The organism is Rahnella victoriana, assembly GCF_021276285.1.
Lineage (GTDB): Bacteria > Pseudomonadota > Gammaproteobacteria > Enterobacterales > Enterobacteriaceae > Rahnella > Rahnella victoriana.
On record NZ_CP089919.1, the window covers coordinates 1,189,846 to 1,211,787 of the forward strand.

Genomic DNA, 21,942 nt, shown 5'->3' on the forward strand with positions numbered 1-21,942 from the left:
ATCCTCATTGCACAGCAAACTGACGGCGAATTTTACGCATCAGCAGGAACAGCCACGGCCAGAGAACGCCATCAACCACACTGCTCCAGAAAACTTCCGGGCGGAACGATACGTTGACCACCAGAAATTCACCCCAGAACACCATGACGTCCACCGCCAGCGAAAGCACCATGACAATCAGTGCTTGTTGCCACAGCGCCAGATTACGGAATAACTGGAATTTGAACGCGACCAGATAGGCCGTGATGGCAAACGCCAATGCCCGGATGCCCAGAGTCGATCCCAGGATCAGATCCATAATGAAACCGACAATAAAACCGGTACCCACGTTGACGCGATGCGGTAACGCCATCACCCAGTAAATCAGGATCAGCATCAGCCATGACGGCCTGAACATATAGAGCTGTTCAGGCCACGGCATCACCTGCAGCAGCATGGCTATTAAGAAGGATAGCCAAATAATCCAACGTCCGTGGCTCCGGTAACTGTTCATTGCGTCGCTCCCTGTACTGCAGGAGCACTGACTGGCGCCGTCACGGTGCCGGTTGCCGGAGGAGGAACCGGCGCAGGCGGCCCCATATCGCCCGGAGGCGGCAATACCTGCGGCATCATCTGCATCAGGCGTTCGTTCGCCACGCGATGGACTTCATCCGGCGGCAGCGGATGCTCGCCGTTACGGTCAGAACCCCACAGCAACAACAGATAACGCAGACGTTGCAGACCGGCGGTCGGACGCGCCTGAATCACGGTGTAAGCACGCTGGTTATCGACTTTCACCGAAGACACCACGCCCACCGGATAACCTTCCGGGAAACGTCCGCCCAGACCTGAAGTCACCAGCACATCGCCGACACGAATATCGGTATTGCTTGGCAGATGCTCAAGTTGCAGGTCATCAGCACAACCGCTGCCGGCTGCGATAACACGGATGTCGTTACGCAGCACCTGAATCGGCAGCGCATGTGACGCATCACAAATCAGCAAAACACGGCTGGTCAGCGCGGCCACAGCCACCACCTGACCGACCACGCCTTTGTCGCTGATCACCGGTTGCCCGATATACACGCCGTTATTGCTGCCTTTGTCGATCACCACCTGATCGCTGTACGGGTCATTGCTGGTCGACAGAACCTGCGTCACCATTTTGTGCTCATCCTGACGCAGCGGTGATCCCAGCAGTTCACGCAAACGGGCATTTTCCTGTTTGTACTGGCCGAGCAGCATCAGGTCGCTGTTTTTCAGCAACAATTCCTGGCGCAGGGCACGGTTTTCCAGTTCCAGCTGACCACGTGTGGCAAAGGTCGAGGAGACCTGATCTAAGAATTCACGCGGGGCATTCGACAAAAAATAGAAGGGACTGACGGCAGTATCCATATAGGTGCGAATTTTAACAAACGTACCTATTTTACTGTCGGCAACAATCAGGACAATGGCCGTGAGAATAGCCAAAAAAAGTCGCAGCTGCAGGGAAGGTCCCCTGCTAAAAATTGGCTTCATAAAATATGCGAGTTCCTCGGCAACAGAAGGTTTCAGCCAGTCGAAGTAAAGACTTCACCTGACAGAAAAGGCGGCAATCTCATGGGATAGCCAAAGCACCGGCAAAGCATCATCGCTCAGCCAGTGTTTGCGCGGATCCACATTGAACACTGCACACTTCACGTTGCAGGTTTTACCTGACGGACAACCACCTTCCCGGACAGACTAATGTCGTTTACAGCAATAAGGCTTGCTTCAAACAAGCCTTATTCAAAACCACACGTCTTCGCTGGGATTACTCTTCGCTGAATAAGTCGCCGCCGTGCATGTCGATCATTTCTAATGCTTTACCGCCGCCGCGTGCAACGCAGGTCAGCGGATCTTCTGCGACAACCACCGGAATACCGGTTTCTTCCATCAGCAGACGATCGAGGTTACGCAGCAATGCGCCACCGCCGGTCAGCACCATACCGCGCTCGGAGATGTCGGAAGCCAGCTCTGGCGGACACTGTTCCAGTGCGACCATGACCGCGCTGACAATACCGGTCAGCGGCTCTTGCAGGGCTTCCAGAATTTCGTTGGAATTCAGCGTGAAACCACGCGGAACGCCTTCAGCCAGGTTACGGCCACGCACTTCAATTTCGTGCACTTCATCGCCCGGATACGCAGAACCGATGCTGTGCTTGATACGCTCAGCAGTCGCTTCACCGATCAGTGAACCGTAGTTACGACGAACGTAGTTAATGATCGCTTCGTCGAAACGGTCACCACCAATACGTACAGAAGAGGAGTACACCACGCCGTTCAGGGAAATCACGGCCACTTCTGTGGTACCACCACCGATATCCACCACCATTGAACCGGTTGCTTCGGAGACGGGCAGACCTGCACCGATCGCCGCAGCCATCGGTTCTTCAATCAGGAACACTTCACGCGCGCCTGCACCTTGTGCAGATTCACGGATCGCGCGGCGTTCAACCTGCGTTGCGCCGACCGGCACACACACCAGCACGCGCGGACTTGGGCGCATGAAGCTGTTGCTGTGAACTTGCTTGATGAAGTGTTGCAGCATTTTTTCAGTCACGAAGAAGTCAGCGATAACGCCGTCTTTCATTGGACGAATGGCTGCGATATTGCCAGGAGTACGACCCAGCATCTGTTTCGCGTCGTGACCAACAGCAGCAACGCTTTTAGGTGAACCAGCACGATCCTGACGAATAGCCACAACTGATGGCTCATTCAGCACGATGCCTTGTCCTTTTACATAGATGAGGGTATTGGCGGTACCCAGGTCGATGGACAAGTCGTTGGAAAACATGCCACGAAATTTCTTAAACATAACGAAGGGATAATCCTGCTAGCTGGGGGCGGAAAATAAAATCCGCCTACTTTACCAACCACGCGAAGCAGCGACAAGGCGCAAAAACGTCCTGCTTCCGTGAAAATTGTCCGCGATGTCGCCATTCACTTGCTGTGTCTTTTTGAGGCTGATGGCACTGTGAGAAAATCTGTCTCGCAGGCTCGGTTTACCTCGGGCAGGCACCCAGGCGAAGTAGCAACACCGCACATAAATTCTTACACTTTTACCGACATTTTCCGTCTATCTGCGGTCAGAGCACAAGCACCGGTTACCAGACAAGGGCGTAGGTCAAAAGCTGGCTCATTCTACGTTAAATAATGCATTAACGGTCACTTAAACATCGCGGTTGTGTGAATATTTTTTACCGACCGGTTCAACAGGCTCCGGACCGGCAAAGAAATCGCCCTGACCGCCGTGGATCCCGCTTTTCAGCAGGACGGCCCACTCCTCTTTTGTCCGCACGCCGGAGGCAAATACCAGCGCCTGAGTCCCTTCGCATGCACTGAGCAGGCTTTGGACAAAAAGTTGATTCTCTACCCTTTTATCAATATCGCGCACTAAGCCGGGGTGAAGTTTGACTCTCTCCACCGGGAAAGTTTTCAGATAAGAGGTGCTGACCACCGTCAGTCCGGCCTGTGAAACCGCCAGACGACAGCCTAAACCCTGCAGCAATCTGATCGCAGGACGCAGCCGGTCGGTATGTTGACAGAGATCCGCCTCTGCAAGTTCAATCAATATTCGATTTCGTTGAGTTCTTTCGCATTGCAGCAAGGTATCGCGTAACCAGCGTACAAATGAGCGCTGCAATAATGAATCAACCGTCAGGTGAAATGCCAACGTTTCGTCCGGCCAGCGGTTAAGTAACGGAATAATCTGACTTAACATCACCCGGTCGAAACTTTGCGATAAGCCGAACTGCACCACCAGCGGAATAAACTCGGCGGCCAGCAGCTCCTGCTCACCGTCGAAGACGCGTCGCTGGATCTCACGGTGATCTTGTTTGTGATCGCGGGTGAAGGCCGGTTTCTGATAAAGGCGCGGGCCGCCGCGCGCCAGCGTATTTTCCAGCAAGGTCCGCCAGCGCACACTGCCGCGGCCTTTTTCCGGCACATTTTTGTCGTAGATAAACCAGCTGTTGCTGCCCTGGAAAGCCGCATGCCGCGTGGCCTGTTCCGCCATGTCCATCACCTGATCCGGCGTCTGGCCAAAACGATAAGCACTGATCCCGATGTACATCAGAGCTTCACGGTCGATCAGCGAAGACGTGGGCAAAACACCAAGCGCATTGACCAGCTGACCGGCCATCACTTCCGCTTCTTTTAATGTGCGGTGGGGTAACAGCACGGCAAAATCACTGTGGAAATAGCGCGCCAGCAAGGCATCAACATGACGCATGACAAAGGTGGATAACAGATTGACCATCGCAGAACGCAGTTCCTCGACGATCGTCTGACCGTGCGTTTCGCGCATGGTGTCAAAATCAGGCAGGCGTAATAACATCAGCACGCCGTGCGCGCCCTTTTCTTCCAGTTGCGTCGCCAGCTGATTATCAAAGAACAGGCGGTTGCTCAGTCCGGTTTGGGCATCCTGCTGGGCGTACGCGCGGATCAGGGTATCCACCCGGCTGCGCTGTTCGCGCGCTTCATTCAGATCCCCCAGCAGACGGTCGATCGCGCTGCTGGCAGAATGCGGCCATTCGCCCACATCGCCGGTTAAACCTTCACGTTCACCGCGCAAAATCCGCACTGCACGGTCTTCCAGTTTTTCCACGCCGTCCGTTTCTTTTCTCAGCCAACGGAAACTGAGCAGCAGCATGGCGAGCATGGCCAGAATGGCGAGACCAATCGTGAAGGTAGAACGCAGGGAGCGGATATAGCTGCTGACCGGATCGACATAGGAAATATGCAGCGTCATGGCGTGGTTTTGCATCAGCGGGATAATGGCGGTGTCATATTCCGGCATCACGCTGTCCCACGAACGGTGTAAATCCGGACGCTCGTGGTATTCATAAATGGTGGCGTTATCGAGTTTGACGTCGATATCCGTGATGTCGAGCATGCGCATCGCCTGCGGCATCCAGCGCCGGGCTTCGGCAGGCGTATGGGTCAGCAATGCCTGATCATAGGTCGTGGCAAGTGCCTGAAGATGTTGTTCAGTATCTTGTTTGTTCAGGTAGATAAAGCTGAAAGTGACGCCGAGCAACATCAGTAACATTGCCAGCGCGACTAACATCGTCATCAGTGCCGAGAGTCTGGTAGTAAATCGCATCCCTGTGCCTTACTCGCTACGGTGGGGTGGAAACAAACCCGTTCTCTGGGCCTGTTACGAAAATGCGCCGCTACTATAAAACAGAAAAACACGCTGAAAGGAGAAATTTACCAAAGAGACCTTTGCTTACATTCATAGCATAGCAATCCAACAGCCCATCAATTCAGAATTCTTATACAAACGATAAACGCGGCCGCCCTTCTCTGCCACAAAACGCGGTATTTTAAGACTACGTCTCGCAAAGCGGTCAGTTTCACGCCATGCTCTGTCTATAACCATAATAATGAACCATAAAATGAGAATGCCGGAGAATGCTATGTTCAACCCCCGCAAACTGACCGAAGCCGATGTCACTCCCGAAAGTCTTTTCCATGACCGGCGCAAAGTGTTGCAGGCGCTGGGGATCAGCGCCGCCGCACTCGCCCTGCCGCAAAACGCGCAGGCGGATCTGCTTTCCTGGTTTAAAGGCCACGACCGCGCCCCTGCGCCCGCCGGTAAACCCCTGGATTTCACCAAACCCCCCGCTTATCAAAATGATCTGCCGCTGACGCCGGAAGACAAAGTCTCCGGCTATAACAATTTCTATGAATTCGGGCTGGATAAAGCCGATCCCGCTGCGAACGCCGGGCAACTGGTGACGTCTCCGTGGAAGTTAAAAATAGAAGGCGAAGTCGCTAAACCGATGACGCTGGATATGGACGACATCATGAAGCGTTTCCCGCTCGAGCAGCGGATCTACCGCATGCGATGCGTTGAAGCCTGGTCAATGGTGGTGCCGTGGGTCGGATTCCAGCTCAGTGAAATCCTGAAACTGGCCGAACCGACCAGTAATGCGCGATACGTGGCGTTTACCACCTTATATGACCCTGAACATATGCCGGGGCAAAAAGACCGGTTTATCGGCGGCGGGCTGGATTATCCCTATGTCGAAGGGCTGCGTATAGATGAAGCGATGAACCCGCTGGCGATGCTGACGGTCGGTGTTTATGGCAAAGCACTGCCGCCGCAAAACGGCGCGCCCATTCGTCTGACGATCCCGTGGAAATACGGTTTCAAAGGCATCAAGTCGATCGTGAACATTAAATTCACCCATGATGAGCCGCCGACCACCTGGAACCAGATTGCCGCCAACGAATACGGGTTTTACGCCAATGTGAATCCGCACGTCGATCACCCGCGCTGGTCACAGGCCACGGAACGCTTTATTGGTTCCGGCGGTTTGCTGGATGTGCAACGCCAGCCGACACTGCTGTTCAACGGCTACGCGGAACAGGTGGCCTCGCTGTATCACGGTATGGATTTACGTAAGTTCTATTAAGGAAGAGGCCGCTCAGCTATGCGTCGTTTAAGCCCTGCCAACATTACCTGGCTGAAGGTGATCATTTACCTTGCCGCCATTCTGCCCTTCATATGGCTGATACTTTCCGTCGATCAGGGCTGGTTCAGCGCCGATCCGGCAAAAGATATTCAGCATTTTACCGGCCGGATGACGCTGAAATTCCTGCTGGTCACGCTGCTGGTGACGCCGGTTGCGCGCTATGGCAAACAACCGCTGCTGATCCGCACCCGCCGTCTGCTGGGTTTATGGTGTTTTGCGTGGGGAACGCTGCATCTTCTCAGCTATTCGTTCCTCGAACTGGGTATCAGCAACCTTCGCCTGCTGGGCAGTGAACTGATTTCCCGCCCGTATCTGACGCTCGGCATTATTTGCTGGATCCTGCTGCTGGCGCTGGCCTGCACCTCGACATTGTGGGCGCAGCGGAAAATGGGCGCTGGCTGGCAAAAGTTACATAATCTCATCTATCTGATCGCCATACTGGCGCCGATCCACTACCTTTGGTCGGTCAAAGTGTTGTCACCGCAACCGATCATCTACGCAACACTTGCCGTGATCCTGCTGGCCTTTCGCTATAAAAAATTCCGCCAGTGGCTGCGATAAACCGGGGGAAACAGGCGGGCGTTGCCTCTCAGAATAGTGCCAATTGCGCGCGCATTCACCGGCCGAGGGTTGATTATCTTCGCTGATAAGACCAGTATTTAGCTGCGAATTGCCACGATATCATTATAATGCCCGACCTCATGCCGAAGAGACGGGTCGATTTGCCGCGAAATAGGTGACAAATCGGTGACATCAGGGTATTTTCTACAATCTTTGTCTAATTGCCGGAGATAGGCTCACAATGGCGCATAAGTTTGACATTTTGCTACTGAACGGTCCTAACCTGAATTTGTTAGGGACCCGTGAGCCTGAAACGTACGGACACACCACGCTCAACGATATTGTTAAAGGTTTGGAAGTTCAGGCTGCCGCTGCCGGTGTGGCACTGAGCCATCTGCAATCCAACGCAGAACATGTCCTGATTGAACGTATTCATCAGGCACGCGGAAACGTCGATTTTATTCTGATCAATCCCGCGGCCTTTACCCATACCAGCGTGGCGCTGCGCGATGCATTACTGGGGGTATCGATTCCGTTTATCGAGATCCATCTGTCGAATGTACATGCCCGCGAAGCGTTCCGGCACCATTCTTATCTTTCCGACATCGCAGTGGGCGTTATTTGCGGACTTGGCGCAGATGGCTACCACTTTGCATTACAGGCAGCGGTTAACCGCTTGTCAAAAACCCACTAATTTCTACGCAAAAAGAGTACGGAATCACACCCATGGATATTCGTAAAATCAAAAAACTGATCGAACTGGTTGAAGAATCAGGTATTTCTGAACTGGAAATTTCTGAAGGTGAAGAGTCAGTTCGTATCAGCCGTGCTGCACCTGCGCAGGCTTATCCTATGATGCAACAGGCTTACGCTATGCCTGTCCAACAGCCAGGTCTGGCTGCTGCGGTTGCGCCAGCGGCTGCACCCGCAGAAGCTGCACCGGCTGCCATCAGCGGTCATATCGTCCGTTCACCGATGGTAGGGACCTTCTACCGTACGCCAAGCCCGGACGCAAAAGCCTTCATCGAAGTGGGTCAGAAAGTGAACGCCGGCGATACCCTGTGTATCGTTGAAGCGATGAAAATGATGAACCAAATCGAAGCAGACAAATCCGGTGTTGTTAAAGCAATTCTGGTAGAAAGCGGCCAACCGGTTGAATTCGACGAGCCGCTGGTCGTCATCGAATAACGAGGCGTACCATGGTAGATAAAATTGTTATCGCGAACCGCGGCGAGATTGCCCTGCGTATTTTGCGTGCCTGTAAAGAAATGGGCATCAAAACCGTTGCTGTGCACTCCACCGCTGACCGTGACCTGAAACACGTGCTGCTGGCAGACGAAACCGTCTGTATCGGCCCTGCACCTTCAGTAAAAAGCTATCTGAACATCCCTGCCATTATCGCTGCGGCGGAAATCACTGGCGCGGTGGCTATCCACCCTGGCTACGGTTTCCTGTCCGAGAATGCGGATTTTGCAGAGCAGGTTGAGCGTTCTGGTTTTATCTTCATCGGCCCGAAAGCGGAAACTATCCGTCTGATGGGCGATAAAGTTTCTGCGATCCACGCGATGAAAGCGGCTGGCGTACCTTGCGTACCTGGCTCTGACGGCCCGCTGGGCGACGACATGGATCAAAACCGTGGCTTCGCAAAACGCATCGGTTATCCGGTCATCATCAAAGCCTCTGGCGGCGGCGGTGGTCGTGGTATGCGTGTGGTGCGCAGCGACAAAGATCTCGAGCAGTCCATCAACATGACCCGTGCTGAAGCCAAAGCGGCCTTCAACAACGACATGGTTTATATGGAAAAATACCTCGAAAACCCACGTCACGTGGAAATTCAGGTACTGGCCGATGGTCAGGGCAACGCGGTTTATCTGGCAGAACGTGACTGCTCCATGCAGCGCCGTCACCAGAAAGTCGTGGAAGAAGCGCCGGCACCGGGCATTACGGAAGAACTTCGTCGTTTCATCGGCGAACGTTGCGCCAAAGCCTGTGTGGATATCGGCTACCGTGGTGCAGGGACGTTCGAGTTCCTGTATGAAAACGGTGAGTTCTTCTTCATCGAAATGAACACCCGTATCCAGGTTGAGCATCCGGTTACCGAGATGATCACTGGTGTGGATTTGATCAAAGAACAGCTGCGCATTGCGTCCGGCCAGCCTCTGTCGATCAAACAAAGCGAAGTGAAAGTCAAAGGCCATGCGGTGGAATGCCGTATTAACGCGGAAGACCCAAACACCTTCCTGCCAAGCCCGGGCAAAATCACCCGCTTCCACGCACCTGGCGGCTTCGGTGTTCGTTGGGAATCGCACATTTACGCAGGCTACACCGTGCCTCCGTACTACGATTCCATGATCGGTAAACTGATCACTTACGGTGAAACCCGTGAAGTGGCCATCGCCCGCATGAAAAATGCGCTGGCAGAACTGATCATCGACGGCATCAAAACCAACATTGACCTGCAAATGCGCATTATGAACGACGAGAACTTCGAGCACGGTGGCACTAACATCCACTATCTCGAGAAAAAACTCGGTTTGCAGGAAAAATAAAAAGACCGTACCGTTGCGTACTCTCTTATCAAGGCCGGATATTCCGGCCTTTTTTACGTTCAGAGGGGAGACAAGTAAATGGCGTTGGATACACGTTTCTTACAGGCTAACCGCGAGGCCCGCTGGGCATTTGGGCTGACAATCGCCTATCTGCTGGCCTGGGGCTGTGCGGCTTATATTCCTGACGACAAACAGGGCATCACCGGCCTGCCGCACTGGTTTGAAATGGCCTGCCTGCTGGTTCCGCTGATATTCGTTCTTTTAAGCTGGCTGATGGTTCGCGTGATTTACCGCGAAATTCCGCTGGAGGACAGTGATGCAGACTGAAGTCTTATTACCGCTGATCGCCTATCTGCTGCTGGTGTTCGGGCTGTCGGTTTATGCCTATACCCGCCGCGAACAGGGCAACTTCCTGACCGAATATTTCCTCGGTAACCGGTCGATGGGCGGTTTCGTGCTGGCCATGACCCTGACCGCTACCTATATCAGCGCCAGCTCGTTTATTGGCGGCCCCGGCGCAGCGTACAAATTTGGGCTGGGCTGGGTATTACTGGCGATGATCCAGCTGCCTGCTGTCTGGCTGTCGCTGGGCGTACTGGGTAAAAAATTCGCCATTCTGGCGCGCCGCTACAACGCGGTCACGTTGAATGACATGCTGTTTGCCCGCTATCAGAGCCGTCTGCTGGTCTGGCTGGCCAGCCTGAGCCTGCTGGTGGCGTTTCTGGGGGCGATGACCGTACAGTTCATCGGTGGCGCACGCCTGCTGGAAACCGCCGCGGGGATTCCTTACGACACCGGTCTGCTGATTTTCGGCATCAGTATCGCGCTGTATACCGCATTCGGCGGTTTCCGCGCCAGCGTGCTCAATGATGCCATGCAGGGGCTGGTGATGTTGCTCGGCACCATTTTGCTGCTGGTAGCGGTGATCCACGCCGCCGGTGGCCTGCACAGCGCAGTGGATAAACTGCAGCAAATCGACCCTAAACTGGTGTCCGCGCATGGCGGAGGTGACGTCCTTTCGCTGCCGTTTATGGCATCTTTCTGGGTATTGGTTTGCTTTGGCGTGATTGGCCTGCCGCATACCGCCGTGCGCTGTATCTCCTACAAAGACAGCAAGGCAGTACATCGCGGCATTGTGCTCGGCACGCTGGTGGTCGCGGTGCTGATGTTCGGTATGCATCTGGCAGGCGCGCTGGGACGTGCGATATTGCCTGATCTGAAAATCCCCGATCAGGTGATCCCAACCCTGATGATCACCGTGCTGCCGCCTTACGCCGCCGGTATCTTCCTTGCCGCGCCGATGGCCGCCATTATGTCGACCATCAATGCACAGCTTTTGCAGTCATCTGCGACTATCGTTAAAGACTTATACCTCGGCGTGAAACCGGAACAGCTGACCAACGAGCGCAAGTTAAAACGCTTCTCAAGCTGGGCAACCTTTGTGCTGGGTTTACTGGTGCTGCTGGCCGCATGGCGTCCGCCGGAAATGATTATCTGGCTTAACCTGCTGGCCTTCGGCGGGCTGGAAGCGGTGTTCCTGTGGCCGCTGGTGCTCGGTTTGTACTGGGAACGGGCCAATGCCACGGGCGCGCTCAGCTCAATGATTGTTGGCGCGGTTTGTTATACCCTGCTCGCCAGTATCGACCTGCATATTGCCGGTCTGCACCCGATTGTGCCGTCGCTGTTGCTGAGTCTGCTGGCGTTTTATGTCGGCAATACCTTTGGCAAACCGCCACGCGAAACCGCATTCAAGCCGTCCTGACCGGGCGGCACTGATTTTACAGATTGTTAAGAAGAGAATGGCTATGCCTTGGATCCAACTGAAAATTAATACCACCGGTAACGACGCGGAAACGCTGAGCGACGCGCTTATCGAAAGTGGCGCCGTGTCCGTGACTTTCCAGGACACACACGATAATCCGGTCTTCGAACCCCTGCCGGGCGAAACCCTGCTGTGGGGCGATACCGATGCTATCGGCCTTTACGATGCAGAAACCGACATGGCCGAAGTGGTCGCCATGCTGGAAAACGAACCGCTGCTGGGTAAAGGGTTTGTGCACAAAATTGAGCAACTCGAAGACAAAGACTGGGAACGCGAATGGATGGATAACTTCCACCCGATGCGTTTTGGCGAACGTCTGTGGATTTGCCCGAGCTGGCGCGATGTGCCGGATCCGGATGCGGTGAACGTGATGCTGGATCCGGGTCTGGCGTTTGGTACCGGCACCCATCCGACCACCGCGATGTGCCTGCAATGGCTCGACAGTCTGGATCTGACCGATAAAACGGTGATCGACTTCGGTTGTGGATCCGGCATTCTGGCGATCGCGGCCCTGAAGCTCGGCGCAAAACACGTGGTCGGGATCGACATCGATCCGCAGGCGATTCAGGCCAGCCGTGATAACGCAGAGCGTAATGGCGTTTCAGAGCGTCTGTCGCTGTATCTGCCGAAAGATCAGCCTGAGAACCTGTCAGCCGACGTGGTCGTCGCTAACATTCTGGCCGGTCCTCTGCGTGAGCTGGCACCGCTTATCAGCGTATTGCCGGTCGCGGGCGGCCATCTGGGGCTTTCCGGCGTACTGGCCAGCCAGGCGCAAAGCGTGGCGGATGCCTACAACGATAAATTTGAACTGGATGCGGTGGCCGAGAAAGAAGAATGGTGCCGCATTACCGGGGTTAAAAAAGCCTGATTTATCGTCTCCCGCTTTTTCTGCTTGTGCAGAAAGAGCGGGTTTTCCCCTAAAGTCCAATTCCGGCCTTTTCTCATATTTCTCCTGCCGCACAAAACCCTTACACTTCACGAGGTTTTATTACTCATTAAATGAAAGGGATATCTCGTGAAAGGAACACTTCTCTCTGCCGCGCTGGCCGCCCTCACGCTGTCAGTGACCGCCCTGCCCGTCTTCGCAAATGAAGCGCCACACTGGTCCTATGATGGCGAGGCTGCCCCGCAAAACTGGTCGAAACTCAGCCCCGACTTCCATCTGTGTGAGCAAGGCAAAGCGCAGTCACCTATCGATATCAAAGATGCACTGGAAGTGCACCCTCGCCCGCTGAACCTCAGCTATCAGCTGCCGCCGGTCAGCGTCATCAATAACGGCCACAGCGTGCAGGTGAACGTCCGGGAGGGAGATTTCGTCACCCTCGACGGCGAAAAATTCGTCCTTCAGCAATTCCACTTCCATTCCCCGAGCGAAAATACCCTCAACGGGAAATCCTTCCCGATGGAAGCGCACTTTGTTCATATGAATGCGGACGGTGAAATTGCGGTGATTGCCGTGATGTTTGAAACCGGCAAGGCCAATGCTGAACTGGAAAAAATCTGGCAGCAGATGCCGGAAAAGGCGGGCGAGCCTGTCGCACTGAAACAACAAGTCAGTCTTGATGGCCTGCTGCCAAAAGATCTGACCCATTACCGTTTCAGCGGTTCGCTGACCACGCCTCCCTGCACGGAAGGCGTTCGCTGGCTGGTCGTTAAACAGCCTCAGATGCTGTCTGAAGCGCAACTGGAGAAATTCCGGCACGCGATGCATCATGCGAATAACCGCCCTGTACAGGGTCTGCACGGTCGCGTGGTTGTCGCCGAATAATCTGCTCTGAGGGAAGAGGCGCAGATACCCTTTCTGCGCTTCTTTCTGCCGCTTGTTAAGCTTTCTGAAAATGAGTCACTTTTTGAACAAAAAGAGATCCGCATCACGGATTTTTGTGGTTGTTGCTGCTTAAAACGACAAATCTACCCTTAGAATCAACTGATATAACAGGATGTTTCAGAGAGATATTAGGAATTTGCTGAAGCGCACAATTTGACCGCCATCACATAACTCAATGTAAAACCTCGATAAAAAAACAAATCCCGCTGTATTTCACCCCTGGCAAGGGTTTTTCTTCATGAATTGCTCAAAGTTTGGCCTTTCATATCGTGGCGAAAATGCGTAATATACGCGCCCTTGCGGACATCAGTATGGTCATTCCTAGTTCATGCGCATCGGACACCACCAGCTTACAAATTGCCTGATTGCGGCCCCGATGGCCGGTATCACAGACCGACCATTTCGTGCCTTATGTCATGCGATGGGGGCTGGAATGGCAGTATCTGAAATGCTCTCCTCCAATCCGGAGGTGTGGCGGACGGATAAGTCACGTTTGCGCATGGTACATAACGATGAACCGGGGATCCGCGCCGTGCAAATTGCCGGTTGTGACCCCGACGATATGGCGGCTGCTGCACGAATTAACGTGGAAAGCGGTGCGCAAATCATTGATATCAATATGGGCTGCCCGGCCAAGAAAGTGAACCGCAAACTGGCAGGTTCTGCATTATTGCAGTATCCGGATTTGGTGAAACAAATCCTGACTACCGTTGTGAATGCGGTAGATGTGCCAGTCACGTTGAAAATTCGTACTGGATGGGCACCGGAACACCGTAACTGTGTACAAATTGCCCAACTGGCTGAAGACTGTGGAATTCAGGCCCTGACGATTCATGGCCGAACCCGTGCCTGCCTCTTCAATGGAGAAGCAGAGTACGACAGTATTCGGACAGTTAAGCAGAGTGTTTCCATTCCGATTATCGCGAATGGCGACATAACTGACCCGCATAAAGCCAGGGCGGTGCTCGACTACACCGGAGCTGATGCTCTGATGATAGGACGTGCCGCTCAGGGGAGACCCTGGATCTTCCGGGAAATCCAGCATTATCTGGACACAGGGGAGCTGTTACCTCCACCTCCTATGGGTGAGGTTCAGCGCTTGTTACTAGGGCACGTACGGGAATTGCACGACTTTTACGGTCAAGGCAAGGGATTCCGTATCGCCCGTAAGCACGTTTCCTGGTATCTCCAGGAGCATGCCCCAAATGACCAGTTTCGGCGCTCCTTCAACGCCATAGAGGATGCCAGCGAACAGCTGGAGGCGTTGGAAGCATATTTCGAAAATCTTGCGTAACAAAAAAGAGCTGACAGAACTATGTTCGAACAACGCGTGAATTCTGACGTACTGACCGTTTCTACCGTTAATTCTCAGGATCAGGTAACCCAAAAACCCCTGCGTGACTCGGTAAAACAAGCACTTAAGGGCTATTTTGCTCAATTGAATGGTCAGGACGTGAATGACCTGTATGAGTTGGTATTGGCTGAAGTTGAACAGCCACTGTTAGACATGGTGATGCAGTACACCCGTGGCAACCAGACTCGTGCGGCCCTGATGATGGGTATCAACCGCGGTACGCTGCGTAAGAAATTGAAAAAATACGGCATGAACTGATACTAATCAGTCGATGTCTTAAAAAGGCGCTTTTCCGCAAGGGGAGCGCCTTTTTGTTTTCTGCTTTACCCGCAAACCTTTAGCCGAAAATTTGCGCAAAACCTAACGCAGATCAACCCAAATGAGAATAATTATCCGCCGCATTCAGTGATTAAGAATTACCTTATAGAGACAATAATACGTCTCCTGGAGTCACACTGATGAAGCAACTTTATCTCCGTTTTACCGCGGCGCTGAACAAACCGGATCTGGCCATTTTGCTGCTGCGGCTCACCTACGGCCTGCTGATTTTTCATGGCTGGCATAAACTGCATGACGGGCTGGGCGGTATTCAGGGCATGCTGGCAGGTTATGGCATTCCGGCGTTTGTCGCTTATGGCGTGATTATCGGCGAAGTCATCGCCCCGGTTATGATGATGCTGGGCATTTTCACCCGTCTCGCGGCACTTTCGGCGGCCGCGACCATGATCGTCGCCTGGCTGATGGTGGGTATTCATCATACCTTCGCGCTGTCTCCGGTCGGGGCGTGGGCGATTGAAGATATCATCTACTACTTTATGGCAGCCGTCGTGATTGCGCTGTATGGCAGTGGCCGCTATTCCGTGATGAGCAACCCGCTCTACCGCTGATATGCCTGTTCAGCATGCTTTGCGAAAGGAGCATGCTGAAATATCATACTGGGGAGGTTTCGGGTTCCAAAAGCTAATCCCTTCTTTCCGTAACCTTTTCGTTTTTTTGTGCAAACCCACACGTAAATAAACAGTAAATAGTGCGTTTATCGGACAATTACCCTCTGCGGTTCGATCACGCTGCATGTTATACTTGTGACAAGAGTCGTATTCGCCTCGCTCAACGCCTACGGACAGCCCTTCAGCTTCGCGATCCCGCCTTTTAATTGTGTCTCGATAAGGTAAAAGTGAGTCAATTTGTGTGTTACCGAAAACGTTTACACACCCCTGTTGTCCCACTCTTTGACAGACAATCCGTATCGCGACTGAGCCAACTCCTGACGCGTTACCCCGGTTTTTTTTAAATGCAGATGATTAGGCTTTTATGACCTCTCCTCGTTTTCGCGCATCATTTTTACATCCACGTTACTGGCTGACCTGGTTTGGCCTTGGCGTCTTGTTCCTGCTGGTTCAGCTTCCTTATCCGGTGTTATACCGTCTGGGGAACTGGCTCGGCCGCACGTCGATGCGTTTTCTGAAACGCCGCGTGTCTATTACACGTCGCAACCTGCAACTGTGCTTCCCGGATCTGAGCGCCGATCAGGTTGAAGCCCGTATTATCAGCAACTTTGAATCCCTCGGTATGGGTCTGCTGGAAACCGGCATGGCCTGGTTCTGGTCGGACGCCCGGGTAAAACGCTGGTTTGATGTCAGCGGCCTGCACAACCTGAAAAAGGCGCAGGAAAACAACAAAGGCGTGCTGGTGATTGGCGTGCACTTTATGTCTCTCGAACTGGGAGGCCGCGCGATGGGTCTGTGCCAGCCGATGATGGCGATGTACCGTCCGCACAACAATAAAGCGATGGAATTCGTGCAGACCTGGGGCCGTATGCGTTCCAACAAAGCGATGCTGGATCGCAAAGATTTACGCGGCATGGTTCACGCGCTGAAAAAGGGCGAAGCCGTCTGGTTTGCACCGGATCAGGATTACGGCCCGCGCGGCAGCGTCTTTGCGCCGCTGTTTGCCGTTGATCAGGCCGCCACCACCAGCGGCACGTTCATGCTGGCCCGCCTGGCAAAACCGGCGCTGGTGACCGTGGTGCTGGTGCGTAAAGCCTGCGGTAAAGGTTACGAGCTGGTCATTCAGCCGCAATTGCAGGATTACCCTATCGATGACGAAATGGCCGCAGCGGCCTACATGAACCGCGTGATCGAAAAAGAGATCATGCGCGCGCCGGATCAGTACCTCTGGCTGCACCGCCGCTTTAAAACCCGCCCGGCGGGTGCGCCTTCGCTTTATCGATAAGCGCCCGATGTGATAAAACACCCAGCCCGATGCCACCGCGTCGGGCTTTTTCTTTTCATAACCTCCACTAAGAGACCGGTAATCCTCATGGCTAAAAAAACCGATGCGACCCCTTCCATCTTTGATCATCTGAAAGAAGATGACGGCTTTGACCTTTGGGGCCGTTCCGGCCTCAGCACGGCACTCAATAAAGCCAAACCGAAAGCGCCGGACAACGACCAGATTGCTGCCGCCCGCAAACTGATCCAGGGCAGTAAAGACCAGACCAAATAAGTCGCCCCGCTGCACTGATAACGTCCCTGTTCCCGATCCCGTCATACCGATATCTCTCTCAGACCCGCCGGTCTGAGAGATTTACTCATCGTTTCGCCTCATTTTTTTTCCAAATATGACCGTACATTTCACTTCGCTGCAAACTGCGCGATCTGCACTCCAATATTGAAATATTCCGCACTCTTTTAAAGCAGCCACATTGACCGCGCACTGAAACGGGGCAATAAATTTTATAAGCCCCGTCAATGTTACTGTGCAATTCCTCTACGTGACTTGATTGACGGGGCGTTTTCGATGTTGGCACTCCCTTTGCAAAGACAGGTGCAGAGGGCGTTGCCCCATAAACAGACAGGGTGCTCCGGCACTCATACAATAATAATTTTCAGTTTTGTCTCACAGGACGCTTTATGAAAAAAATATTGCTCTCAACGCTGATTGCCGCAGCAAGCTTCGTGACACTGGCTGGTCAGGCTCATGCAGGTACCACTCTGGATGCAGTTAAAAAGAAAGGATTTGTTCAATGCGGTATCAGCGACGGCCTGCCGGGCTTCTCTTACGCTGACTCCAAAGGCAAATTCACCGGTATCGACGTTGACGTCTGCCGCGCGGTGGCAGCAGCCGTGTTTGGTGATTCTGAAAAAGTGAAATACACCCCGCTGACGGCGAAAGAGCGTTTCACCGCGCTGCAGTCTGGCGAAGTGGATATCCTGTCCCGTAACACCACCTGGACCTCTTCCCGCGACGCAGGCATGGGGATGATTTTCGCCGGCGTAAACTACTACGACGGTATCGGCTTCCTGACTCACCAGAAAGCGGGCCTGAAAAGCGCCAAAGAACTTGATGGCGCCACCGTCTGTCTGCAGGCCGGTACGGATACCGAGCTGAACGTCGCTGACTACTTCAAAGCCAACAAAATGACTTACACCCCGGTGACCTTCGACCGTTCAGACGAAAGTGCCAAAGCCCTGGACTCAGGCCGTTGCGATACGCTGGCGTCTGACCAGTCTCAGCTGTATGCCCTGCGTATCAAACTGGGCAAACCAAACGAATTCATCGTACTGCCAGAAGTGATCTCTAAAGAGCCTCTGGGTCCGGTGGTTCGCCGTGGTGATGAAGACTGGCTGGCGATCGTCCGCTGGTCACTGTTCGCCATGCTGAACGCCGAAGAAATGGGCGTGACCTCTGCCAACGTCGATCAGCTGGCCGCCAGCCCGACCACACCGGATATGAGCAACCTGCTGGGCAAAACCGGTACCTACGGTGCTGACCTGAAAGTGCCTAACGACTGGGTGGTTAAAATCGTTAAACAAGTCGGCAACTACGGCGAAAGCTTCGAACGTAACGTCGGTCAGGGCAGCGAATTGAAAATCAAACGGGGTCAGAACGCATTGTGGAATAAAGGCGGGATCCAGTACGCACCACCCGTCCGTTGATCCAGTTTTTTAAAATAAGATTTGTTTAAGAAATTGCATACAAAATCCCCAAAGTAATTGGCGTTGCAGCAAGGCGGCAAACAAGTGAATCCCGATGAGCTTACTCAGGTAAGTGATTCGGGTGAGCACGTGCAGCCAACGCAGCTGCGGCGTCAAGTACGACGGGGATTTCGAGGTCATTACTATGTCGCAACGCCCAACCGTAAAGGCTTCGTTCTCGCTGACCAACCCAGCGGTACGCGCCTGGATTTACCAAATTGTCGCGGTGGTGTTGCTGGTAGCCTGTCTGGGTTACCTGCTCCACAACACCATTACCAATCTGACTACACGAGGGATCACCTCGGGATTTGCGTTTCTTGAGAAAGGTGCCGGTTTCGGCATTGTTCAGCATCTTATCGACTACCAGGAAGGTGACACTTACGCCCGCGTATTTGTTATCGGTTTGCTGAATACACTGCTGGTTTCCGCGCTGTGTATCGTTTTTGCCTCCATTCTCGGTTTCATTATCGGCTTAGGACGTCTCTCCGATAACTGGCTGATCCGTAAAGTCTCGACGGTGTATATCGAGACGTTCCGTAATATTCCTCCGCTGCTGCAAATCTTTTTCTGGTACTTCGCCGTACTGCGCAACCTGCCGGGACCGCGTCAGAGCCTGAATGCGTTTGATCTGGCGTTCGTCAGTAACCGTGGTCTGTATCTGCCGTCGCCGGAACTGTCACCGGGCAGTCTGGCGGGATTTATCGCCGTTCTGCTGGCGATTTTTGGCATCATCGCACTGCAACGCTACAACCATTTCCGTCAGATCCACACCGGACGCGTCTGGCATATCTGGCCGTGGGCGATTGCCATGCTGGTGGTCTTTCCGGCCATAGCGCATCTGTTCTTCGGGCCTGCGCTGCACTGGGATGTACCGGCATTGCGTGGATTTAACTTCCGTGGCGGCATGGTGCTGATCCCGGAACTGGCGGCGTTAACGCTGGCGTTATCGGTGTATACCTCGACGTTTATCGCCGAAGTGATCCGCTCCGGTATTCAGTCTGTTTCGCACGGTCAGCATGAAGCCGCCCGTTCGTTAGGCTTGCCGAATCCGGTCACGCTGCGTCAGGTGATTTTGCCGCAGGCGATGCGGGTGATCATTCCGCCGCTGACCAGTCAGTATCTCAATATCGTTAAAAACTCCTCTCTGGCTGCCGCAATTGGTTATCCGGATATGGTTTCGCTGTTCGCCGGTACGGTGCTGAATCAGACCGGTCAGGCGATTGAAACCATTGCCATCACCATGTCGGTTTACCTGATCATCAGCCTGGGCATTTCGTTCCTGATGAACATTTACAACCGGCGTATTGCGCTGGTCGAGCGTTAAGGGGGCCCCATGACAATGACAACACTTCCTCCGGGAGTCAGAGCCGTGAAGCCCGGCACGCCACTGGGTACCGCCGTGCTGTGGGCGCGTAAAAATCTGTTCTCGAGCTGGTTTAACAGCCTGCTGACGCTGTTCTGTGTATGGCTGATGTGGCTGATTATTCCTCCGCTGCTGAACTGGGTGATTTTTCAGGCCAACTGGGTAGGCACCGCACGCACTGACTGCACCAAAGCCGGGGCCTGCTGGGTGTTTATCCACGCACGTTTCGGCCAGTTCATGTACGGGTTGTATCCGTTCGATCAACGCTGGCGCATCAACGTCACGCTGATTGTCGGCCTGCTGACTCTTGCGCCGATCTTCTTTAAAGCCACGCCACACCGCGGACGTTATATCGCCTGCTGGATGGTGCTCTTCCCGATTTTCACCTGGTTCATGTTGTACGGTGGATTCTTCGGTCTGAGCCGTGTCGAAACCCGCCAGTGGGGCGGCCTGACGCTGACCCTGATTATCGCTGCGGTCGGCATCGCAGGTGCGTTACCGCTGGGCATTATGCTGGCGCTGGCACGTCGTTCACGTCTGCCTGTCGTGCGCATTCTCTCGGTGATTTTCATCGAGTTCTGGCGCGGCGTGCCGTTGATCACCGTGCTGTTCATGTCGTCGGTGATGCTGCCGCTGTTCATGACCGAAGGGACAAGTATCGACAAACTGGTGCGTGCGCTGGTGGGGGTGGTGCTGTTCCAGTCAGCGTATGTCGCGGAAGTGGTGCGCGGCGGATTACAGGCGCTGCCGAAAGGCCAGACCGAAGCCGCCGAATCACTGGCACTCGGTTACTGGAAAACGCAGGGATTAGTCATTCTGCCGCAGGCGCTGAAAATGGTGATACCGGGGCTGGTGAACACCATCATCGCGCTGTTCAAGGACACCAGTCTGGTGATCATCATCGGCCTGTTCGACCTGTTCAGCAGCGTCCAGCAAGCCACCGTCGATCCTGAATGGCTCGGTATGTCGACCGAAGGCTACGTCTTCGCCGCCGCCGTCTACTGGATTTTCTGTTTTAGCATGTCGCGTTATAGCCAGCATCTGGAAAGACGCTTTCACACCGGACGTTCCGCACACTGAGGTAAACCATGAGCGACCATCAAGTCACAGAAAACCAAAATATGATGATCACGCTGGAAAACGTGAATAAGTGGTACGGACAATTCCACGTATTGAAAGACATTAATCTGAGCGTCAAACCGCGCGAGCGCATCGTGCTGTGCGGCCCTTCCGGCTCAGGGAAATCAACGACCATTCGTTGCATCAACCATCTTGAAGAGCACCAGCAAGGGCGCATCGTGGTGGACGGCACCGAACTGAACGACGATCTGCGTAACATCGAACGCGTGCGAACTGAAGTCGGCATGGTGTTCCAGCACTTCAATCTGTTCCCGCATCTGACCGTGTTGCAGAACTGCACCCTGGCCCCGTGCTGGGTGCGCAAGATGCCGAAGAAAGAGGCAGAAGAACTGGCGATGCATTATCTGAAACGCGTCCGTATCGCCGAACATGCGCATAAATTCCCCGGACAGCTTTCCGGGGGTCAGCAACAGCGTGTGGCGATCGCCCGCTCGCTGTGTATGAAGCCGAAAATCATGCTGTTCGACGAACCGACTTCTGCGTTGGATCCGGAAATGGTGAAAGAGGTGCTGGACACCATGATCACGCTGGCGGAAGAAGGCATGACCATGTTGTGTGTAACGCATGAAATGGGCTTTGCGAGAACCGTCGCCGACCGGGTGATCTTTATGGATCGCGGGGAAATCGTCGAGCAGGCGCCGCCGCTGGAATTCTTTGCCAATCCGAAATCCGCCAGGACGCGGGAGTTCTTGTCACAGGTGATTCATTGAGCTTGCTCCTCCCCTTCACAAAAGGGGAACCATTAAAGGTTTGGCTTTTGCTCCTCCCCCTGCGAAGGGGGAGGCTGGGAGGGGGTTTTAAATACAAAACAATAAGTTAAAGCACAGTTTGAATGTAGTTTTTGACCTTAATACCCCACCCCAGCC

The 21,942-nt window shown here is 53.8% G+C and carries 22 protein-coding genes; 18 read left to right on the forward strand and 4 right to left on the reverse strand.

The features are described 5' to 3' along the window. Window positions 1-4 precede the first annotated feature (4 nt). The 4 genes from mreD to csrD all read right to left on the reverse strand — a co-directional run bounded on the left by mreD (window position 5) and on the right by csrD (window position 5,104). Window positions 5-493 carry a rod shape-determining protein MreD gene (mreD, locus tag J9880_RS05525; protein ID WP_095924393.1) on the reverse strand — a complete coding sequence of 163 codons (489 nt, stop codon included), beginning with the start codon at window positions 491-493 and terminating at the stop codon, window positions 5-7. After that, window positions 490-1,497, reverse strand: coding sequence for a rod shape-determining protein MreC (mreC, locus tag J9880_RS05530; protein WP_095924392.1), 1,008 nt, complete (start codon window positions 1,495-1,497; stop codon window positions 490-492). Before mreC ends, mreD begins: the two co-directional genes overlap by 4 nt. 274 nt (window positions 1,498-1,771) lie before the next feature. Beyond that, entirely contained in the window at window positions 1,772-2,815 is a 1,044-nt protein-coding gene (gene mreB, locus J9880_RS05535; protein WP_013577291.1) for a rod shape-determining protein MreB, read from the reverse strand. Window positions 2,816-3,169: 354 nt separating this feature from the next. Beyond that, the gene (csrD, locus tag J9880_RS05540; protein WP_119823082.1) at window positions 3,170-5,104 is read right to left on the reverse strand and encodes an RNase E specificity factor CsrD; all 1,935 of its coding nucleotides are present in this window, start codon (window positions 5,102-5,104) and stop codon (window positions 3,170-3,172) included. Window positions 5,105-5,420: 316 nt separating this feature from the next. Here csrD and msrP point away from each other — a divergent pair, with 316 nt between their 5' ends. The 18 genes from msrP (at window position 5,421) to J9880_RS05630 (ending at window position 21,786) form a co-directional block, all read left to right on the forward strand. Beyond that, window positions 5,421-6,422: a protein-methionine-sulfoxide reductase catalytic subunit MsrP gene (msrP, locus tag J9880_RS05545; protein WP_195816570.1), complete on the forward strand. Its 1,002-nt coding sequence runs from the start codon at window positions 5,421-5,423 to the stop codon at window positions 6,420-6,422. Window positions 6,423-6,440: 18 nt separating this feature from the next. Continuing rightward, window positions 6,441-7,043: a protein-methionine-sulfoxide reductase heme-binding subunit MsrQ gene (msrQ, locus tag J9880_RS05550; protein WP_232770195.1), complete on the forward strand. Its 603-nt coding sequence runs from the start codon at window positions 6,441-6,443 to the stop codon at window positions 7,041-7,043. A 241-nt stretch (window positions 7,044-7,284) separates the two neighbouring features. After that, window positions 7,285-7,737, forward strand: a complete 453-nt coding sequence (gene aroQ / locus J9880_RS05555; RefSeq protein WP_095924388.1) for a type II 3-dehydroquinate dehydratase — start codon at window positions 7,285-7,287, stop codon at window positions 7,735-7,737. 32 nt (window positions 7,738-7,769) lie between these two features. Further along, the gene (gene accB, locus J9880_RS05560; protein WP_095924387.1) at window positions 7,770-8,231 is read left to right on the forward strand and encodes an acetyl-CoA carboxylase biotin carboxyl carrier protein; all 462 of its coding nucleotides are present in this window, start codon (window positions 7,770-7,772) and stop codon (window positions 8,229-8,231) included. 11 nt (window positions 8,232-8,242) lie between these two features. After that, window positions 8,243-9,592: an acetyl-CoA carboxylase biotin carboxylase subunit gene (accC, locus tag J9880_RS05565; protein WP_095924386.1), complete on the forward strand. Its 1,350-nt coding sequence runs from the start codon at window positions 8,243-8,245 to the stop codon at window positions 9,590-9,592. Window positions 9,593-9,676: 84 nt separating this feature from the next. Next, a complete protein-coding gene (locus tag J9880_RS05570) occupies window positions 9,677-9,919 on the forward strand; it encodes a YhdT family protein (RefSeq protein WP_119823095.1) in 243 nt (80 codons plus the stop codon). Then, the gene (gene panF, locus J9880_RS05575; RefSeq protein ID WP_232770196.1) at window positions 9,909-11,354 is read left to right on the forward strand and encodes a sodium/pantothenate symporter; all 1,446 of its coding nucleotides are present in this window, start codon (window positions 9,909-9,911) and stop codon (window positions 11,352-11,354) included. The genes J9880_RS05570 and panF overlap by 11 nt, the downstream gene beginning before the upstream one ends. Window positions 11,355-11,397: 43 nt before the next feature. Next, window positions 11,398-12,282 carry a 50S ribosomal protein L11 methyltransferase gene (gene prmA, locus J9880_RS05580; RefSeq protein WP_095924384.1) on the forward strand — a complete coding sequence of 295 codons (885 nt, stop codon included), beginning with the start codon at window positions 11,398-11,400 and terminating at the stop codon, window positions 12,280-12,282. Window positions 12,283-12,429: 147 nt separating this feature from the next. Next, window positions 12,430-13,182, forward strand: coding sequence for a carbonic anhydrase (locus J9880_RS05585; protein ID WP_095924383.1), 753 nt, complete (start codon window positions 12,430-12,432; stop codon window positions 13,180-13,182). A 388-nt stretch (window positions 13,183-13,570) separates the two neighbouring features. Further along, the gene (gene dusB, locus J9880_RS05590; RefSeq protein ID WP_095924382.1) at window positions 13,571-14,536 is read left to right on the forward strand and encodes a tRNA dihydrouridine synthase DusB; all 966 of its coding nucleotides are present in this window, start codon (window positions 13,571-13,573) and stop codon (window positions 14,534-14,536) included. Window positions 14,537-14,557: 21 nt separating this feature from the next. Then, window positions 14,558-14,854, forward strand: a complete 297-nt coding sequence (gene fis / locus J9880_RS05595; RefSeq protein ID WP_004097144.1) for a DNA-binding transcriptional regulator Fis — start codon at window positions 14,558-14,560, stop codon at window positions 14,852-14,854. 197 nt (window positions 14,855-15,051) lie between these two features. Next, window positions 15,052-15,483, forward strand: a complete 432-nt coding sequence (locus tag J9880_RS05600; RefSeq protein ID WP_408637229.1) for a DoxX family protein — start codon at window positions 15,052-15,054, stop codon at window positions 15,481-15,483. Between the two features lie 424 nt (window positions 15,484-15,907). Further along, on the forward strand, window positions 15,908-16,828 hold the full coding sequence (gene lpxP, locus J9880_RS05605; protein ID WP_095924380.1) for a kdo(2)-lipid IV(A) palmitoleoyltransferase: 921 nt from the start codon (window positions 15,908-15,910) through the stop codon (window positions 16,826-16,828). Between the two features lie 87 nt (window positions 16,829-16,915). Next, a complete protein-coding gene (locus J9880_RS05610; protein ID WP_119823090.1) occupies window positions 16,916-17,101 on the forward strand; it encodes a hypothetical protein in 186 nt (61 codons plus the stop codon). 407 nt (window positions 17,102-17,508) lie between these two features. After that, entirely contained in the window at window positions 17,509-18,534 is a 1,026-nt protein-coding gene (locus J9880_RS05615) for an amino acid ABC transporter substrate-binding protein (RefSeq protein ID WP_095924378.1), read from the forward strand. A gap of 184 nt (window positions 18,535-18,718) precedes the next feature. Continuing rightward, complete coding sequence (locus tag J9880_RS05620; RefSeq protein WP_095924377.1) at window positions 18,719-19,897, forward strand: amino acid ABC transporter permease; 1,179 nt, start codon at window positions 18,719-18,721, stop codon at window positions 19,895-19,897. A 9-nt stretch (window positions 19,898-19,906) separates the two neighbouring features. After that, window positions 19,907-21,016, forward strand: coding sequence for an amino acid ABC transporter permease (locus J9880_RS05625; RefSeq protein ID WP_408637219.1), 1,110 nt, complete (start codon window positions 19,907-19,909; stop codon window positions 21,014-21,016). 8 nt (window positions 21,017-21,024) lie between these two features. Then, window positions 21,025-21,786, forward strand: coding sequence for an amino acid ABC transporter ATP-binding protein (locus tag J9880_RS05630; protein ID WP_013577309.1), 762 nt, complete (start codon window positions 21,025-21,027; stop codon window positions 21,784-21,786). Window positions 21,787-21,942 lie beyond the last annotated feature (156 nt).

What these genes read in the sequence shown, in the direction of transcription:
- mreD (WP_095924393.1), bottom strand. Translation starts at nt 493, where the DNA reads ATGAACAGTTACCGGAGCCACGGACGTTGGATTATTTGGCTATCCTTC.
- mreC (WP_095924392.1), bottom strand. Translation starts at nt 1,497, where the DNA reads ATGAAGCCAATTTTTAGCAGGGGACCTTCCCTGCAGCTGCGACTTTTT.
- mreB (WP_013577291.1), bottom strand. Translation starts at nt 2,815, where the DNA reads ATGTTTAAGAAATTTCGTGGCATGTTTTCCAACGACTTGTCCATCGAC.
- csrD (WP_119823082.1), bottom strand. Translation starts at nt 5,104, where the DNA reads ATGCGATTTACTACCAGACTCTCGGCACTGATGACGATGTTAGTCGCG.
- msrP (WP_195816570.1), top strand. Translation starts at nt 5,421, where the DNA reads ATGTTCAACCCCCGCAAACTGACCGAAGCCGATGTCACTCCCGAAAGT.
- msrQ (WP_232770195.1), top strand. Translation starts at nt 6,441, where the DNA reads ATGCGTCGTTTAAGCCCTGCCAACATTACCTGGCTGAAGGTGATCATT.
- aroQ (WP_095924388.1), top strand. Translation starts at nt 7,285, where the DNA reads ATGGCGCATAAGTTTGACATTTTGCTACTGAACGGTCCTAACCTGAAT.
- accB (WP_095924387.1), top strand. Translation starts at nt 7,770, where the DNA reads ATGGATATTCGTAAAATCAAAAAACTGATCGAACTGGTTGAAGAATCA.
- accC (WP_095924386.1), top strand. Translation starts at nt 8,243, where the DNA reads ATGGTAGATAAAATTGTTATCGCGAACCGCGGCGAGATTGCCCTGCGT.
- panF (WP_232770196.1), top strand. Translation starts at nt 9,909, where the DNA reads ATGCAGACTGAAGTCTTATTACCGCTGATCGCCTATCTGCTGCTGGTG.
- prmA (WP_095924384.1), top strand. Translation starts at nt 11,398, where the DNA reads ATGCCTTGGATCCAACTGAAAATTAATACCACCGGTAACGACGCGGAA.
- dusB (WP_095924382.1), top strand. Translation starts at nt 13,571, where the DNA reads ATGCGCATCGGACACCACCAGCTTACAAATTGCCTGATTGCGGCCCCG.
- fis (WP_004097144.1), top strand. Translation starts at nt 14,558, where the DNA reads ATGTTCGAACAACGCGTGAATTCTGACGTACTGACCGTTTCTACCGTT.
- lpxP (WP_095924380.1), top strand. Translation starts at nt 15,908, where the DNA reads ATGACCTCTCCTCGTTTTCGCGCATCATTTTTACATCCACGTTACTGG.
- J9880_RS05610 (WP_119823090.1), top strand. Translation starts at nt 16,916, where the DNA reads ATGGCTAAAAAAACCGATGCGACCCCTTCCATCTTTGATCATCTGAAA.
- J9880_RS05615 (WP_095924378.1), top strand. Translation starts at nt 17,509, where the DNA reads ATGAAAAAAATATTGCTCTCAACGCTGATTGCCGCAGCAAGCTTCGTG.
- J9880_RS05620 (WP_095924377.1), top strand. Translation starts at nt 18,719, where the DNA reads ATGTCGCAACGCCCAACCGTAAAGGCTTCGTTCTCGCTGACCAACCCA.
- J9880_RS05625 (WP_408637219.1), top strand. Translation starts at nt 19,907, where the DNA reads ATGACAATGACAACACTTCCTCCGGGAGTCAGAGCCGTGAAGCCCGGC.
- J9880_RS05630 (WP_013577309.1), top strand. Translation starts at nt 21,025, where the DNA reads ATGAGCGACCATCAAGTCACAGAAAACCAAAATATGATGATCACGCTG.